This window comes from Bacillus sp. UNCCL81 (assembly GCF_900112535.1).
In the GTDB taxonomy this organism is placed as follows: domain Bacteria; phylum Bacillota; class Bacilli; order Bacillales; family Bacillaceae_G; genus Gottfriedia; species Gottfriedia luciferensis_B.
In genome coordinates, this window is the sequence record NZ_FOMF01000003.1 from 231,997 (window position 1) to 247,301 (window position 15,305).

A 15,305-nucleotide genomic window follows, 5' to 3' on the forward strand; every position below is an offset into this window, starting at 1 on the left:
GTTTCGCCTTTTATTCATTAAAGTAAGATTAGTTTTAAAATTTGATAGAAAATTGCAGCTACTGTTGCTGAAATTGGGATTGTAATAATCCATGTTATTACCATACGTTGAGCAGTACCCCAGTTTACATCTTTAACACGTTGGGCAGAACCTACCCCCATAATAGAAGAAGAAATTACGTGAGTTGTACTTACTGGTAAGTGTAAAGCAGTAAATGTGAAAATAATCGCTGCTGATGATAAGTCAGCTGCTGCACCATTAATCGGGCGAATTTTCATGATTTTTCCACCAACAGTTTTAATAATTTTCCAACCACCAACTGATGTACCAATAGCCATTGCCATAGCACAACCGATACGTACCCATAAAGGAACATCTGCACCAGCTGGTTCAATTTTAGCGGCAATTAAAGCGATCATGATAATTCCCATTGCTTTTTGTGCATCATTTGTACCGTGAGTAAATGACTGTAAAGAAGCAGTGAAAATTTGGACTAATCTAAAGCCTTTATTAGTTTTAGAAAGGTTAGAACGTCGGAAAATAGTTGCTAAAATTGTCATAACGATAAAACCAAGTGTAATTGCAATAACAGGGGAAATTAATAAAGCTTCGATAATTTTAATAAAACCTTCCGCCTCTAAAACGTCAAATCCTTTTGCAGAGACAGCAGCACCAGCTATTGCACCAATGATTGCATGTGAAGAACTACTTGGAATTCCAAAATACCAAGTTAATAAGTTCCAAAATATACCGCCTAATAAAGCTGCAATTACGACAACTAGTCCATTTGAACCTTCAATCGTAATCGGATCAACGATACCAGTTGTAATCGTTTTTGCAACACCTGTAAATGTAATCGCACCAATGAAATTCATTAGAGCTGCTATTAAAATAGCTGTACGTGGTTTCAATGCTTTTGTTGAAACTGACGTTGCAATTGCATTTGCAGTATCATGAAATCCATTAATAAAATCAAACAAAAATGCAAAAATCACGATTAAAATCGTAAGTAAAAATAAATGCTCCATTTTATGACTCCTTACGCATTTCGCATGATAATTTGCTCAAGTGTGTTTGCTACATCCTGCGCACTATCAGCTACAGATTCTAGATTTTCGTAGATTTCTTTATACTGAATAATTTTAATTGGATCTTTCTCATTCATAAATAATTGCTTAATTGATGTACGTAAAAGCTCATCACACTGAGACTCATAATCCTTAATTTTAATTGCATGAACACGGATCTCTAATAATTTTTTATTTGAAAGTAATTTAACTGCAAGTAAAATTTCTTCAACAGCTTTTTGAAGAATATCAACGAATTTAACCATATATTCATCAGCAGATGTAATTGAATACATTTCAAATCGTGCTGAACAATGTTCAAATCCATCTAATACATCATCCATTTTCATTGCAAGTTGTAAAATATCTTCTCGCTCAATTGGAGTAATAAAAGTTTTGTTTAATTCAACGATTAAAGAGTGAATAAACTTATCACCTTTTGTTTCATATTCTTTCATTTCTTCTTGAAACTTCTTTAAGTCGCTTGCATTTTTTATTTTAAAATCAACGTAATAATTTGATGATACGTGCAAGTTCTCAGCGATACCTAAAAGCTTTTCAAAGAATACATCCTTTTTTTGTCCAAAAAACATTATGATTCCTCCAACTAAAACATATAATTTATTATCACCTTCACATTTGTCAGTTAATTTTAAAATGTCAGAAACTATGTAAAAATGTCGAAAAAAGTAAAGGCCACGTTAATAATAATAATTGGTTTTTGAAATTAATCAATTAAAAACATATAATTAATTTACAAATTTACAATATCTTTACATTCCCTTAACAAAGTTAATATTTCGATTTCTACACTAGTTAATATTATTGATAGTATTCACAGAATTGTTGACTTTATGTGAGATTTTAATTTAGCATTAGATTATACGTTTAAACTATTGGACTAAAAAGGGTGTGATGATTCTGGAAAGTACATATAAAGCATCTGAAATTACACAATTAGTAGCTATGCAAAAAGCATTTTTTCAGACTGGTTCAACTAAAACTTCAAATTTTCGAATTGAACAATTAAAAAAATTATATAAATCAATAGTAGAAAATGAGGATGAAATAAAAATAGCCTTAAAAAAGGATTTAAATAAGTCAGATTTTGAAGCCTATATGACTGAAATAGGATTTACATTAAAAGAAATATCGGAAGCAATTAAACAGATTAAAAAATGGATGAAGCCTAAAAAAGTAAAAACTCCGATTACGCATATTGGTACAAAAGGATATATTTACAGAGAACCGTATGGAGTAACATTAATTATCTCCCCTTGGAATTATCCTTTTCAATTAACAATGGCTCCATTAATTGGTGCAATAATTGGGGGAAATACTGCTATTATTAAACCATCGGAATTAACACCAAATACATCGATCATTATTAATAAAATAATTAAAGAAAATTTTGATAAAGAATATATCGCTGTAGTTGATGGTGGAATAGAAGAAAGCACAATATTATTACAACAAAAATTTGATTTTATCTTTTTTACTGGCAGTGTTCAAGTTGGAAAAATTGTGATGGAAGCAGCAAGTAAAAATTTAACGCCATTAATACTTGAATTAGGTGGGAAAAGCCCAACAATTGTACATAGCGATTCGAATATACAACTAGCCGCGAAAAGAATTGTTTGGGGGAAATTTACGAATGCAGGACAGACTTGTATTGCTCCAGATTATATTTATGTCCATAAATCAGTAAAAAAGGTTTTTATTGATGCATTAAAGAATGAAATTGTTCAATTTTATAGTAATAAACCTTTACTAAATAATGATTATACAAAGATTATAAGTGAACGCCATTTTAATCGTTTGGTGGGCTTTTTGAATAATGGTGAAATCCTACATGGAGGGGAGTTCGATCAATCTTCTTATAAAATCGAACCAACTTTAATTTCTAATCTATCTTGGGATTCACCAATTATGTCTGAAGAAATATTCGGTCCAATTTTACCAATTCTTACCTATGAAAATATAGATGAAGTAATAAATGAAATTAATCAACACCCTAAGCCATTAGCACTATACGTTTTTACAGAAAGTAAACAGTTAGCTAATAAGGTAATTGAGAGAGTTCCATTTGGTGGTGGATGTGTAAACGATACGCTTTATCATATGGCAAATCCACATTTACCTTTCGGTGGGGTAGGAGAAAGTGGTTCAGGAAATTATCATGGGGAGTACAGTTTTGCTGCTTTTACACATGAAAAAAGTGTCCTTTTACAAACTACTAAAATTGACTTGAAAATTAGATATCATACTACAAAAAACGCTTTACGGTTTATTCGTAAATTGTTAAAATAAAGGTTAATTGTAACTTAGTTTCTTAGCTCCTTGACAAAAGGGGCTTTTTATATGTTGAAAATAAATTATTCATTTTTACATAATAATAAAAATATTAATATAGATGGGACGGGAAAATGAAAAATATAATTGAAATTGAACAAGTCGAGAAAAATTTTAGTGAAAATAATGTGATCTCTCCACTTTCATTAGAAATTTATTCTGGAGAATTCCTAACAATTTTAGGACCAAGTGGTTGTGGGAAAACGACACTTTTAAGAATGATTGCTGGTTTTGAAGAACCATCTTCAGGTGTAATCAAACTAAATGGAGAGGCAATTAATAGTTTGCCGCCATATAAAAGGGATATGAACTTAGTGTTCCAACACTATGCATTATTTCCTCATATGAATGTTGAAAGAAATATACAGTTTGGATTGAAAATGAAAGGTATTTCGTTAGAAGAGCAAAAGGTTCGTGCTGACGAAGCAATGAGATTAACCCAATTAACTGAATTTAGAAATCGTAAACCTAGTCAATTATCTGGTGGTCAACAGCAAAGGGTTGCAATCGCTCGTGCAATAGTGAACAATCCAAAAGTCTTATTATTAGATGAACCATTAGGAGCACTTGATTTTAAGCTACGTAAAGATTTACAAAGAGAACTTAAAAATCTTCAACGCGAATTAGGCATTACATTTATTTATGTAACCCATGATCAAGAAGAAGCGATGAGCATGAGTGATCGAATCGTCGTGATGAATAATGGGAAAATCGAACAAATCGGAACACCGAAAGAAATTTATCAAAATCCGGCAAGCAAATTTGTTGCTACATTTATTGGTGAAAATAATTTCTTTGATAAAGGTGTAAAAGAAATTGCAGTAAGACCAGAAAATATAAAAGTTTCTCATTCTACAAATGAAAGTAATCCTTATTCAGGCATCATAAGAGATGTTGAATTTGTTGGTACTCTAAATAAGATTTTTATAGATTTACATAAACATGAACAAAAGATTATTGTCTATCAAATGCCAGACCAAACAAGCTTTAATAGAAATGATAAAGTTGAGATTAGTTGGAAGTCAGAAGATGAGGTGATTATGTATTGAGAAATGAAAAGTACATAATTGCACCTACGATTATCTGGCTATTAGTTTTTTTTCTAGTACCTTTATTATTAATTTTTGGTTTTGCATTTATGAAAAACGGAATGTACGGAGAAATTGAAAAAACGTTTACATTAGAAAATATTGTAAAAGTTTTTGACCCACTTTATTTGAAAGTTTTATGGACAACTTTTTGGATTGCATTAGTAACTACAATAATTACTCTTTTGATTGGATATCCTTATGCATATACAGCTACAGTTGTAAATGAAAAATGGCAGAGGATTTTACTTTTACTAATCACAATCCCTTTTTGGATAAATTTCTTAGTCAGATCATATGCATTAATTGTTATTCTTCGTTCAAAAGGAATTATTAACACATTATTAATCCAACTAGGGATTATAAAAGAACCATTACAACTACTTTATAATACTCCATCGGTCATAATGGGAATGGTCTATACATTATTACCATTCATGGTGTTACCGATCTTTGTTGCCATTGAACAATTAGATAATCGAAAATTGGACGCTGCTAACGATTTAGGAGCTACTCCATTTCAAACCTTTCTATATGTAACTCTTCCATTAACGATGAAGGGGATCTTTGCAGGTAGTATTTTGGTTTTTGTTGCTTCATTTGGAATGTTTGTCGTTTCTGATGTTATGGGCGGTTCAAAAGTTGCTTTAATCGGAAATGTCATTCAAAATCAATTTTTAGCAGCAAGAAACTGGCCATTTGGTTCCGCACTTTCAATATTCTTAGTCATTACTTCAATCGGTTTAATAGGACTTTACTATTTAGCTACAAAAAATATTGGTGCTGATAAAAGTAGAGGTGAAAAATAAATGAAAAAACCTATACTTATTGGATTTTCAACAATTGTCTTGATTTGTTTATATTTACCAATCTTGATATTAATACTATTTTCATTTAATAAATCAAAGATTAATGCACACTGGACTGGATTTACGTTCGATTGGTATTTAAATTTATTTCATAACCCGCAAGTTATTGATGCCTTTATGAATAGTTTATTTATTGCAATTGTAACGACAATCCTTTCAACAATTCTTGGTACTATTTGTGCACTAGCCTTACATAAGCATAAATATAAATTTTCAAATCTTATAAGTGGGCTAGTTTACTTACCCATTGTCGTTCCAGATATTTTAATGGGACTTTCATTACTAATATTATTTACTAATTTTCATATTGAATTAGGTAGTTTTACAATTATTATTGCCCATGTCACTTTTTGTATTTCATATGTCATTATACTTTTAGCAGCTCGACTTTCAGGAATGTCATCTGATTTAGAAGATGCTGCAAGTGATCTAGGCGCTACACCATGGCAGACATTTAGATTTGTAACTTTACCAGCGCTTATGCCTGGAATTATTGCTTCAGCACTATTATGTTTTACATTAAGTATTGATGATTTTGTCATAAGCTTTTTTGTTTCAGGACCAGGTTCAACAACATTGCCAATTTATATATATGGAATGGTAAAAAAAGGTGTAACTCCTGAAATAAATGCAATTTCGACGATTTTAATTGTTACAATTATTTTCTTAATGGTAATTTCTGAAGTTTATCGTACAAAAGGTATTAACAATCAAGAAGAATCAGAGAAAAAATCCTATATCGTTTAAAGTGCTTTTAGTGACCTTATAATAGTTTAGTTTCACTTAAAAACGAATCTTCTGGATTATAATTCAATTAAGGCATATTGGTTTTATGTGCCAAATTTAAGGAGGTAGTCAGTAGGCATTATGAGTATATTTAGAAAAACTGCTGCAATAATGGTTTCTTTAGGCTTAGTAAGTTTACTTTTATCTGCCTGTTCAGTTGGAAAAAAAGAATTAAATATTTATAGCTGGGCAGATAATTTTGACGAGAAAGTTTTAGAGTCATTTGAAAAGAAATATGATGTTAAAATTAATTATCAAGTTTTTGCAAGTAATGAAGAGTTGTATGCAAAACTAAAAGCTGGCGGTTCGAATTATGATGTAATCCAGCCATCAGATTATATGGTTAAACTTATGATTCATCAAAATATGTTGGCTAAATTGGATAAAAGTAAGATGCCAAATTTAAATAATATTTCTCCAGAATATACAAATCAAGAGTTTGATCCAAAAGGTGACTATTCAGTAGTCTATACTGGGGGATTAACGGGGATTGCATATAATCCAAAATATGTAAAAGAAAATATAGATAGCTGGAATGATCTGTGGAATCCAAAATACAAAGGTCATGTAACATTACTTGACGACAATAGAGAAGTATTTGGAATGGGATTAATCAAAAATGGCTATTCAAATAGTTCAACAAATGAAGACGAATTGTTAAAAGCTTATAGTAATTTAAAAACATTAACACCTAACTTATTAGCATTCGACACAGATACGGTAAAACAAAAGTTTATTACCGAAGATGCATGGATTGGTCAAGTATGGTCTGGAGATGCTGCTTATATTCAAAAAGAACTTAAAGATATTAAATGGGTTGTACCAAAAGAAGGATCATCAAGATGGGCAGATACTTTAGCGATACCAAAAGATGCAAAACAAAAAGATCTTGCTGAAAAGTTTATTAACTATCTATATGACCCAAAAGTAAGTGCACAAAATTATGAGGCGATTGGCTATGCTGATCCAAATAGTAAATCAGGACCGTATCATTCGGCGGAGTATAAACAAAATCCGTATATAAATGTAACAAAACAACAAACTGATGCAACCAACTGGATTAAAGACGTTGGGGACCAAACAGAATTATATGATAAGTATTGGACAGAATTGAAAACTGGCAAATAATAATCAAAAATAAAAAGGTTGTCTCCTACGAGATAACCTTTTTAGTTTGAGATTAATTTGTTTAATAAAAATCGAAATTGATCTCTTTCACTATGTGAAAGATTTTCGAATAATGTTAACCACAATTCTTGACGGAAATTGAAGTTTTCTTCAATCAACTGTTTTCCTTCATCAGTTAATTCAAGCCATGTAACTCTGCGATCACGGCTATCCCTTTTTCGAGAAATTAATTGATTATTAACTAATTTATTGACAGCGGTTGTAATAGAGCCTGAAGATAAACCAATCTGTCTTCCAAGTTCAGAAGCAGTAATTTTTTGATTTTTATATATTAAATATAAAAGCAAATATTTTGGTGGAGTTAAGGAGTTTTTTACTTCTTCATCAGTTTTTTGCCAGTTTTTTCGAACTCGAATCATTAAACTTGTTAAATCATCTAGAAGAAGTTTGTCGTTTTCGGTTAACAAGGCAAGATCCACCTCCTAAATTATATTTTGAAGTTGAGATAAAGTGGGTATTGTACGTATAGGTTACCAATTTTCTATGTCATTTTCAAGAATGCAAGGAATTTAGGCAAGATTTTTAAATTTGACAAGTTTTGGCTGTATAGTATCTATAGTGTTTTGTAAATAGTATGATAAAAGAGACATTGGTAGGGGTGAAGTTCAATGTTTAAGTATTTTAAGTTTAAAATAAATGATACTGTTCAATTTGTAAAGAACGATGGTCATTTCTATCGAGTGATCGGGTACAGGATCGAAAAAAGTATTTATTTAAATGATGAGTACAGTAGCATTATATACGAACTCTTACGAGAATTTGATGGTCTTCAAGTTGATGCTGAAGAAGAAGAATTAGTAAGCGTATCGAACTTTGATGAATTCTACGGTTCTATGTTTGAAAAACTAGGTACATTTACAATTAAGTTTGCTAAAAAGCAAGAAGAAGTAAAGAAATCATTTACGGGTGAAGCTTCATCTGTGGACGAGCTATTAGATAAATATAATGATTATCGAAGACTGGCAATACTTTTCAAAGATTGTCTTTACGATTTAGCTGCAGAAAATGTTCTAAATGAGCTCACCGATTTTTCTGAATCAAAAAAAGATTACATGCATTAAGCATGTAATCTTTTTTCATTAGTTTTAATTGTAACAGATTTTTTTTGAAATTTACTTTCATAGACCAATTCTGTTACTTTCGCACAGATTGCCACAGAAAGAATTGTATATCCTACTTCATTCCATGACAGGTAGGATAGTGAACAAAGAAGAATTACAGCATCAAAAATAAAATATACTTTACCGATCGATATTTTTGATTTTTTGCTCATTATAATCGTTATTAAATCATCTCCACCAGTTGCACCACCACTTCTTAGAATTAACCCTAAACCAAGTCCAGCGAAAATTCCTCCTAAGATAGCGGGTATCCAAAGATGATTTCCAAAGTTAAAAGTAAAATTAGAAGATGTTTTTTCTATTATAGAATAAAAAACAGAAAACGAGATGGCTCCGATCGTAGTATTGATTAATAATTTTCTACCTAAATACAAACCAGCGATCAAGATAATAGGAATATCGAGAAGCAAAGTTGTAATTGAAGGTGATATATTTATTGCGTTCTTTACTAATAAAGCAATCCCAATAAATCCACCTTCAGCTAAATTATTTTGATAATGAAAATGATACAGTGTAGTGGCTAAAATAAATGAACCAATTAAAATCATTAAGGTCTCACCCAAACGATTGTTACTCATTGTTATTTCCTCTTTTCGTAGTTAGTAGTTAAAAATACAGCTTATAAACTAACTACGTACATATAGAGCTCGTAGTTAGTTTTTTTGCTTTCTAACTACATAGCTATATATCATTGAAGAAATAACATAATCGCCTGTCAACCATAGTTTCGCCTACCTTCAGTTTTATTTTAGAGTTCTTTTGGTTCTCTAAATTAAAACTGCTAAGTGTAGGATAAGTCTTTACGTTGCCAAATGCTCCTTCGAGCAATCATGGTTACACGTCCTTTTTACCAGTTTTGTTAGAAAAATCTAACAGGTGAAAAATAAGTTCACTTTAGAACTTATTCTTAATTTTATCATATGCGAAAATATTTGAAAAAAGAAAAGAATTAACAAAAATCTACAAAAAGTTAGAAGTAAGAAAAGGAATCAGTAGAAGAGGAACATGTTTTGTTGAAAAAAATGTGAAATATTTCACAAATTAGACATAGCAATTTCAATAAAAAGGATATATATTATATTTGTAAGTAATATTGTGAAATATTTCACAAGCATAAATGATTAAATGGGACTTAATGAAACCTTAAATAGGATGATTAATTTCCAACATTAGAGGAGGAGAGCCAAATGGCTGTTCAAGAAAAAATTGTAAATGAAACTAGTAACGCTTCTAAAATGGTAAATGACTTAGTCGTAAAAGGACAAAAAGCATTAAAAGATTTTGAAAATTTTAATCAAGATCAAATCAATAAAATTGTACATTCGATGGTTCTAGCAGGTTTAGAACAACATATGCCACTCGCAAAAATGGCAGTTGAGGAAACAGGTCGTGGGATCTATGAGGATAAAATTATTAAAAATATATTTGCTACAGAATATATATGGAATTCAATCAAAGATAATAAAACGGTTGGGATTATTAGTGAAGATATACAAACTGGAATAACAGAAATTGCTGAACCTGTTGGGGTAATTGCAGGTGTCACTCCAACAACTAATCCTACATCAACAACATTATTTAAAGCAATCATTGCGATTAAAACAAGAAATCCAATAATTTTCGCTTTTCATCCTTCCGCACAAAAATGTAGTAGAGAAGCAGCCAGAATCGTTCGTGATGCGGCAATAAAAGCTGGAGCACCTGAAAACTGTGTACAATGGATTGAAGTCCCTTCAATAGAAGCAACAAAGTGTTTAATGAATCATGAGGGAGTAGCACTTGTTTTAGCTACAGGTGGTGCTGGAATGGTTAAATCGGCCTATAGTACAGGTAAACCTGCTTTAGGGGTTGGACCTGGAAATGTACCATGTTATATCGAGAAATCTGCTGAAATTAAGTGTGCAGTGAATGATCTTATTCTTTCAAAAACATTCGATAATGGAATGATTTGTGCTTCTGAACAAGCAGTTATTGTAGATAAAGAAGTTTATGAAGTAGTAAAAGCAGAGTTAAAAGCAAATAATTGTTATTATGCTACAAAAGAAGATAAAAAGAAATTAGAAAAGCTTGTCATAAATGAAGCTACATGTGCTGTAAATGGTGATATTGTTGGTAAATCAGCATATGAAATTGCAGCGTTAGCCGGTGTAAATGTACCAGTAGATACAAAAATTCTTATCGTTGAATGTCAAAGCGTTGGTGCAAATGAACCTTTAACAAGAGAAAAATTAAGTCCAGTTTTAGCTGCTATTAAAGTAAATGGAAAAGAAGAAGGGTTTAAACGTTGTGAAGAAATGTTAGAGCTAGGAGGATTAGGCCATTCTGCAGTTATTCATAGTAATAATGAAGAAATTCAAAAAGAATTTGGACTAAGAATGAAAGCATGTCGTGTTATTGCAAATGCTCCTTCAGCACATGGAGGAATTGGGGATTTATATAACGCATTTATTCCTTCTCTTACATTAGGCTGTGGATCACATGGTAAAAACTCTGTATCGTCTAATGTAACAACTGTACACTTATTAAATATTAAAAAATTAGGAAGAAGAAATATGAATATGCAATGGGTCAAACTGCCACCAAAAATTTATTTTGAAAAATATTCAACTCAGTATTTAGAAAAAATGCCTAATATTAAAAAAGCATTTATTGTAACAGACGAAGCAATGGTTAAATTAGGTTATGTTGACATAATTAAATATTATCTAGAGAAAAGACAAGAAAATATACAAATTGAAATTTTTTCAGATGTAGAACCAGATCCTTCAGATGTTACTGTAATAAAGGGTGCAGATAGAATGAAATCATTTGAGCCGGATACGATTATCGCTTTTGGCGGTGGATCAGCAATGGATGCAGCCAAGGGTATGTGGATGTTTTTTGAATACCCAGAAACCACTTTAGACGGGCCTAAACAAAAATTCTTAGATATTCGAAAAAGAGCTTATAAATACCCTAAATTAGGACGTAAAGCTCAGTTTGTCGCAATACCAACTACTTCTGGTACTGGTTCAGAGGTTACACCATTTGCTGTAATTACTGATAAAGCTAACAATATTAAATATCCTTTAGCTGATTATGAATTAACGCCTGATGTTGCAATTATTGACCCTCAGTTCGTATCAACTGTTCCTAAAAGCATTACAGCAGATACTGGGATGGATGTATTAACTCATGCAATCGAGGCTTATGTAAGTGTCCTAGCGAATGATTATACAGACGGATTAGCATTACAAGCTATAAAATTAGTGTTTAAATATTTACCTAGAGCATACAAAGATGGAAACGATTTTGAAGCGCGCGAAAAAATGCATAATGCTTCAGCAATAGCAGGTATGGCATTTGCAAATGCGTTCTTAGGAATTAATCACAGTTTAGCGCATAAAATTGGAGCGGAATTCCATATCACACATGGCAGAGCAAATGCAATTTTAATGCCGCATGTCATAAGATATAATGCCAAAAAACCAACGAAGTTTACAGCATTTCCTAAATATAAGCATTTCATTGCAGATGAACGATATGCTGAAATAGCTCGTTTCCTAGGCCTTCCAGCTGCAAATACTGAAGAAGGGGTTGAAAATTTAATTACAGCAGTTATTAAGTTATCTAAGGAATTAAATATAAATATGAGTATCGAAGCACAAGGAGTTACCGAAAAAGAATTTTTAGAAAAAGTTTCATATTTAGCTGATCGTGCTTTCGAAGATCAATGTACTACTGCAAATCCAAAACTACCTCTAGTAAAAGAATTAGAAGAAGTTTATTTGAATGCATTCAAAGGATGATAATAAATTTTACATTAAGGAGCACCTATATAGGTGCTTCTTTTTTGACGAATTATATTTTGATATAATAGTCATATTGAAAGTGGTGATTAATGATGGAGTTAAAGCAACAAAATCCATGGTTTAAGGTAATAATAGGTATTGAACATAAAAATCAAACAGTAGAGTCATATTTAAAAAATGTGTGGCAGTTTCCAAAGAAGTTATTACATGAATTAAGGATGGCAAAAGGTTGTAAGATTAACGGAGAAATTAAACCTTGGAATACAATCCTTTTAAGTGGTGACCAAGTTGAAATGCAGTTGTACATAGAAGAAGATTATGGTGTAATTCCACAAGAACAATCTATTGAGATTTGCTACGAAGATGAACATTTACTTATTGCTAATAAACCGTTTGGAGTCGACACACATCCGAATGAAAAAGGACAGTTAAATACATTAGCAAATGGGGTAGCATTTCATTTTCAAGAAAATGGATTAAAAACAAAAGTACGCCATATACACCGCCTCGATAAAGACACAACAGGTGGAGTGGTATTTGCTAAACATGCATTAAGTAGTTCAATTCTAGATTCGATGTTAAGTCATCGTAAAATAAAACGTACCTATACAGCTATAGTTGAAGGGAATGTTAAATCACCTAAAGGTACAATAAATGAAGCGATTGGAAGGGATCGACATCATCCTACCAGAAGAAGGGTATCTCCAAAAGGCGATAAAGCAATTACACATTATAAAAAAATAAGATATATCTCAAAGTTGAACATAACGATATTAAAATGTCAGTTAGATACTGGCAGAACACATCAAATCCGAGTCCATTTAAGTTTTTTAGGTCATCCATTAATTGGAGATCTATTGTATGGTGGGAAACAAAAATTATTGAATCGTCAAGGATTACACGCTAGTAATGTACAATTTACGCATCCTTTTACAAAAGAAAATTTATCGATTGATATCTCATACCCAGCCGACATAAAACAAATACTTAACGAAAAGTGAGATGAATGAAATGTTATTAGAAGTCATTGCCACAACCGCAAAAGATGCATTAGATGCAGAAAGGTTTGGGGCAAATCGCATCGAATTAGTTACTGGAATAAAAGAGGGAGGATTGACTCCAAGCTATGCGACAATTAAACAGGTTGTTCAAAGTGTCTCAATTCCAGTACATGTAATGATTCGACCACATAGTCGTTCATTTTTATATGATAAATATGATCAAGAAGTAATCTTAAGTGATATTGATGTATGTAATGAGATCGGAGCAGCTGGTATTGTTTTTGGAGCCTTGACAAAAGAGAATACAATTGATGAAGAGCTTTTAAAAAAAGTAACAGCTCGTGTAAAAAATATGAACTTTACATTTCATAGAGCAATAGATGAATCAAATGATCTGTTATCAGCTATTGATACATTGAAACAATACCCTGAGATTACACATGTATTAACATCAGGCGGTGTTGCTAGTGCTATTGATGGGAAAGAAACAATAAAAAGTATGATCGAACTGACAAATAAATCGAATATAAAAATTTTAGCAGGAAGCGGATTATCTATTGAAAATGTATCAGATTTCATTGAATTTACGAATGTAGAAGAAATACATTTCGGTTCTGGGGTTCGGAAAAATAACGCTGCAATTGAAGAAATTGATTCTTCTTTAATGGAAAGTTTGCGAAGTAGGTTAGTACGAGGATCAATCAAATAATCTTTGAATAGATCAAAATTATTTTCACATAATAAAAAAGTAGTCCGCAAAAACGGACTACTTAGAATACAGCTTTATTCAAATGTTATTTATTATTTACCGATAAATTGTTGAGTCCAAGCATTTGATCTTGAATCATAACCAACACCAATTTGAGTTAAGTTAGGATTTAAGATATTTGCACGGTGACCAGCACTATTCATCCAAGCAGTAACTACTTCTTCAGGTGTTTTTTGACCTTTAGCAATGTTTTCTGCTGCATAGCTATAAGTGATTCCGAATTGTTTCATCATATCAAATGGTGATCCATAAGTCGGTGAAGTGTGATCAAAGTAATTTTTGTCAGTCATATCTTGTGATTTTAAACGTGCTGTTTTAGATAATGTTGCATTAACAGTAAACGGTTTTAAACCAGCTTTTGTACGCTCAGCATTTGTTAAATCAACTACTTTAGATTCATAAGCTGATAATGATGCTGTGTTTGATGGTGTTGATGGTGTTGATGGTGTTGAAGTTGCTGGTTTTGATGGTGTTGATGGTGTTGATGTTGACGGCGTTGTTGGTTTAGATGGTGTAGTTGGTACCGTCGGTTTTGTTGTTGGTGTTTCAGGTTTAGCCGGCGTTGTTGGAGCTGATGGTTGTGTAGTTCCTGAGTTAGCTGGCTTAGATGCTTGTCCTAATTGTTGCTTAATAGCATCTTGTAGTTTAGTCATATCAATACCATTGCTGTTTAATAATTTACTTAAATCGATTTTAATAGTACCATTTGAAGTTTCTAAGTTTGGTAGATTAAAATAATTATATAAAGAGTTTAAATTATTTAAGTTGATATGTTGTGTATATGATTTAGTAGTATCCTTTGTAATAGTCGCTGCGTTTACGGCACCTACAGGAGCACCCACTAGTAGAGTAGCAGCCACAGTTGATAAAGTTACGATTTTTTTCATGTTCTTCTTCCTCCATTTGTTTGGTTATTGTCTCGCTGTACAAGTAATACTTTAGCATGAAAACGCATGACATAATTATGGGAAATAATGGGGAGGCAAATTTGAGGATTTTTTTGGTAGTACTGTTTTAGTACAGAAATAAAAAAAATCGTTGTTATGACAACTATTTTACTAGAATAATATTAAATAAGTATCATAAATTTTTGCTTAAAATTTCCATTAAAAAAGTTTGAAGTTAAGAAAACGTCCTATTCTCACGTTATAATACAGGAAGAAAAATCCAGTTTTGTTGTTATTCAGTTACGATTGTAATCATTCTGTAAAGAACGTATTGAGGGTGAATAATTTGAAATTATTTATTGATGATACTAGTCCAGTTCTATACA

The 15,305-nt window shown here is 31.6% G+C and carries 13 protein-coding genes and 2 pseudogenes; 10 read left to right on the forward strand and 5 right to left on the reverse strand.

Translation table 11 applies throughout. The features are described 5' to 3' along the window. Positions 1-17: 17 nt before the first annotated feature. Together BM319_RS06905 and BM319_RS06910 are read right to left on the reverse strand one after the other, a co-directional pair. Complete coding sequence (locus BM319_RS06905; RefSeq protein WP_069035473.1) at positions 18-1,028, reverse strand: inorganic phosphate transporter; 1,011 nt, start codon at positions 1,026-1,028, stop codon at positions 18-20. Between the two features lie 11 nt (positions 1,029-1,039). Next, a complete protein-coding gene (locus tag BM319_RS06910) occupies positions 1,040-1,660 on the reverse strand; it encodes a DUF47 domain-containing protein (RefSeq protein WP_069035474.1) in 621 nt (206 codons plus the stop codon). A 322-nt stretch (positions 1,661-1,982) separates the two neighbouring features. Here BM319_RS06910 and BM319_RS06915 point away from each other — a divergent pair, with 322 nt between their 5' ends. From BM319_RS06915 to BM319_RS06935, 5 genes are all read left to right on the forward strand, one after another. Then, positions 1,983-3,377 carry an aldehyde dehydrogenase gene (locus tag BM319_RS06915; RefSeq protein WP_069035475.1) on the forward strand — a complete coding sequence of 465 codons (1,395 nt, stop codon included), beginning with the start codon at positions 1,983-1,985 and terminating at the stop codon, positions 3,375-3,377. A 116-nt stretch (positions 3,378-3,493) separates the two neighbouring features. Continuing rightward, on the forward strand, positions 3,494-4,468 hold the full coding sequence (locus tag BM319_RS06920; RefSeq protein ID WP_069035476.1) for an ABC transporter ATP-binding protein: 975 nt from the start codon (positions 3,494-3,496) through the stop codon (positions 4,466-4,468). Further along, the gene (locus BM319_RS06925; protein WP_069035477.1) at positions 4,465-5,316 is read left to right on the forward strand and encodes an ABC transporter permease; all 852 of its coding nucleotides are present in this window, start codon (positions 4,465-4,467) and stop codon (positions 5,314-5,316) included. The genes BM319_RS06920 and BM319_RS06925 overlap by 4 nt, the downstream gene beginning before the upstream one ends. Then, a complete protein-coding gene (locus BM319_RS06930) occupies positions 5,317-6,123 on the forward strand; it encodes an ABC transporter permease (RefSeq protein ID WP_069035478.1) in 807 nt (268 codons plus the stop codon). Positions 6,124-6,243: 120 nt separating this feature from the next. Then, a complete protein-coding gene (locus BM319_RS06935; protein ID WP_091021999.1) occupies positions 6,244-7,290 on the forward strand; it encodes a polyamine ABC transporter substrate-binding protein in 1,047 nt (348 codons plus the stop codon). A 41-nt stretch (positions 7,291-7,331) separates the two neighbouring features. On the opposite strand, the gene BM319_RS06940 is transcribed toward BM319_RS06935, so the two are convergent. Beyond that, entirely contained in the window at positions 7,332-7,757 is a 426-nt protein-coding gene (locus BM319_RS06940) for a MarR family winged helix-turn-helix transcriptional regulator (RefSeq protein WP_069035480.1), read from the reverse strand. 201 nt (positions 7,758-7,958) lie between these two features. Between BM319_RS06940 and BM319_RS25300 the strand changes: the two are divergent. After that, positions 7,959-8,157 (forward strand): annotated as a pseudogene (locus BM319_RS25300) (YodN-related protein); the annotation flags it as partial. 116 nt (positions 8,158-8,273) lie between these two features. Then, positions 8,274-8,411: pseudogene (locus BM319_RS25305) on the forward strand (YodN-related protein); the annotation flags it as partial. Here the strand turns inward: BM319_RS25305 and BM319_RS06950 are convergent. Continuing rightward, complete coding sequence (locus BM319_RS06950) at positions 8,408-9,019, reverse strand: YitT family protein (protein WP_084007048.1); 612 nt, start codon at positions 9,017-9,019, stop codon at positions 8,408-8,410. The pseudogene BM319_RS25305 and the gene BM319_RS06950 overlap by 4 nt on opposite strands. A gap of 639 nt (positions 9,020-9,658) precedes the next feature. On the opposite strand from BM319_RS06950, the gene adhE reads away from it, so the two are divergent. The 3 genes from adhE (at position 9,659) to BM319_RS06965 (ending at position 13,972) form a co-directional block, all read left to right on the forward strand. After that, complete coding sequence (adhE, locus tag BM319_RS06955; protein WP_091022001.1) at positions 9,659-12,259, forward strand: bifunctional acetaldehyde-CoA/alcohol dehydrogenase; 2,601 nt, start codon at positions 9,659-9,661, stop codon at positions 12,257-12,259. A gap of 95 nt (positions 12,260-12,354) precedes the next feature. Further along, on the forward strand, positions 12,355-13,263 hold the full coding sequence (locus BM319_RS06960; protein ID WP_091022003.1) for an RluA family pseudouridine synthase: 909 nt from the start codon (positions 12,355-12,357) through the stop codon (positions 13,261-13,263). Between the two features lie 10 nt (positions 13,264-13,273). Beyond that, positions 13,274-13,972, forward strand: a complete 699-nt coding sequence (locus tag BM319_RS06965; RefSeq protein ID WP_091022286.1) for a copper homeostasis protein CutC — start codon at positions 13,274-13,276, stop codon at positions 13,970-13,972. 92 nt (positions 13,973-14,064) lie between these two features. On the opposite strand, the gene BM319_RS06970 is transcribed toward BM319_RS06965, so the two are convergent. Further along, positions 14,065-14,919, reverse strand: a complete 855-nt coding sequence (locus BM319_RS06970; protein WP_091022005.1) for a CAP domain-containing protein — start codon at positions 14,917-14,919, stop codon at positions 14,065-14,067. Positions 14,920-15,305 lie beyond the last annotated feature (386 nt).

Coding starts and splice junctions, on each gene's coding strand:
- BM319_RS06905 (WP_069035473.1), bottom strand. CDS start 1,028: ATGGAGCATTTATTTTTACTTACGATTTTAATCGTGATTTTTGCATTT.
- BM319_RS06910 (WP_069035474.1), bottom strand. CDS start 1,660: ATGTTTTTTGGACAAAAAAAGGATGTATTCTTTGAAAAGCTTTTAGGT.
- BM319_RS06915 (WP_069035475.1), top strand. CDS start 1,983: ATGATTCTGGAAAGTACATATAAAGCATCTGAAATTACACAATTAGTA.
- BM319_RS06920 (WP_069035476.1), top strand. CDS start 3,494: ATGAAAAATATAATTGAAATTGAACAAGTCGAGAAAAATTTTAGTGAA.
- BM319_RS06930 (WP_069035478.1), top strand. CDS start 5,317: ATGAAAAAACCTATACTTATTGGATTTTCAACAATTGTCTTGATTTGT.
- BM319_RS06935 (WP_091021999.1), top strand. CDS start 6,244: ATGAGTATATTTAGAAAAACTGCTGCAATAATGGTTTCTTTAGGCTTA.
- BM319_RS06950 (WP_084007048.1), bottom strand. CDS start 9,019: ATGATTTTAATTGGTTCATTTATTTTAGCCACTACACTGTATCATTTT.
- adhE (WP_091022001.1), top strand. CDS start 9,659: ATGGCTGTTCAAGAAAAAATTGTAAATGAAACTAGTAACGCTTCTAAA.
- BM319_RS06960 (WP_091022003.1), top strand. CDS start 12,355: ATGGAGTTAAAGCAACAAAATCCATGGTTTAAGGTAATAATAGGTATT.
- BM319_RS06965 (WP_091022286.1), top strand. CDS start 13,274: ATGTTATTAGAAGTCATTGCCACAACCGCAAAAGATGCATTAGATGCA.
- BM319_RS06970 (WP_091022005.1), bottom strand. CDS start 14,919: ATGAAAAAAATCGTAACTTTATCAACTGTGGCTGCTACTCTACTAGTG.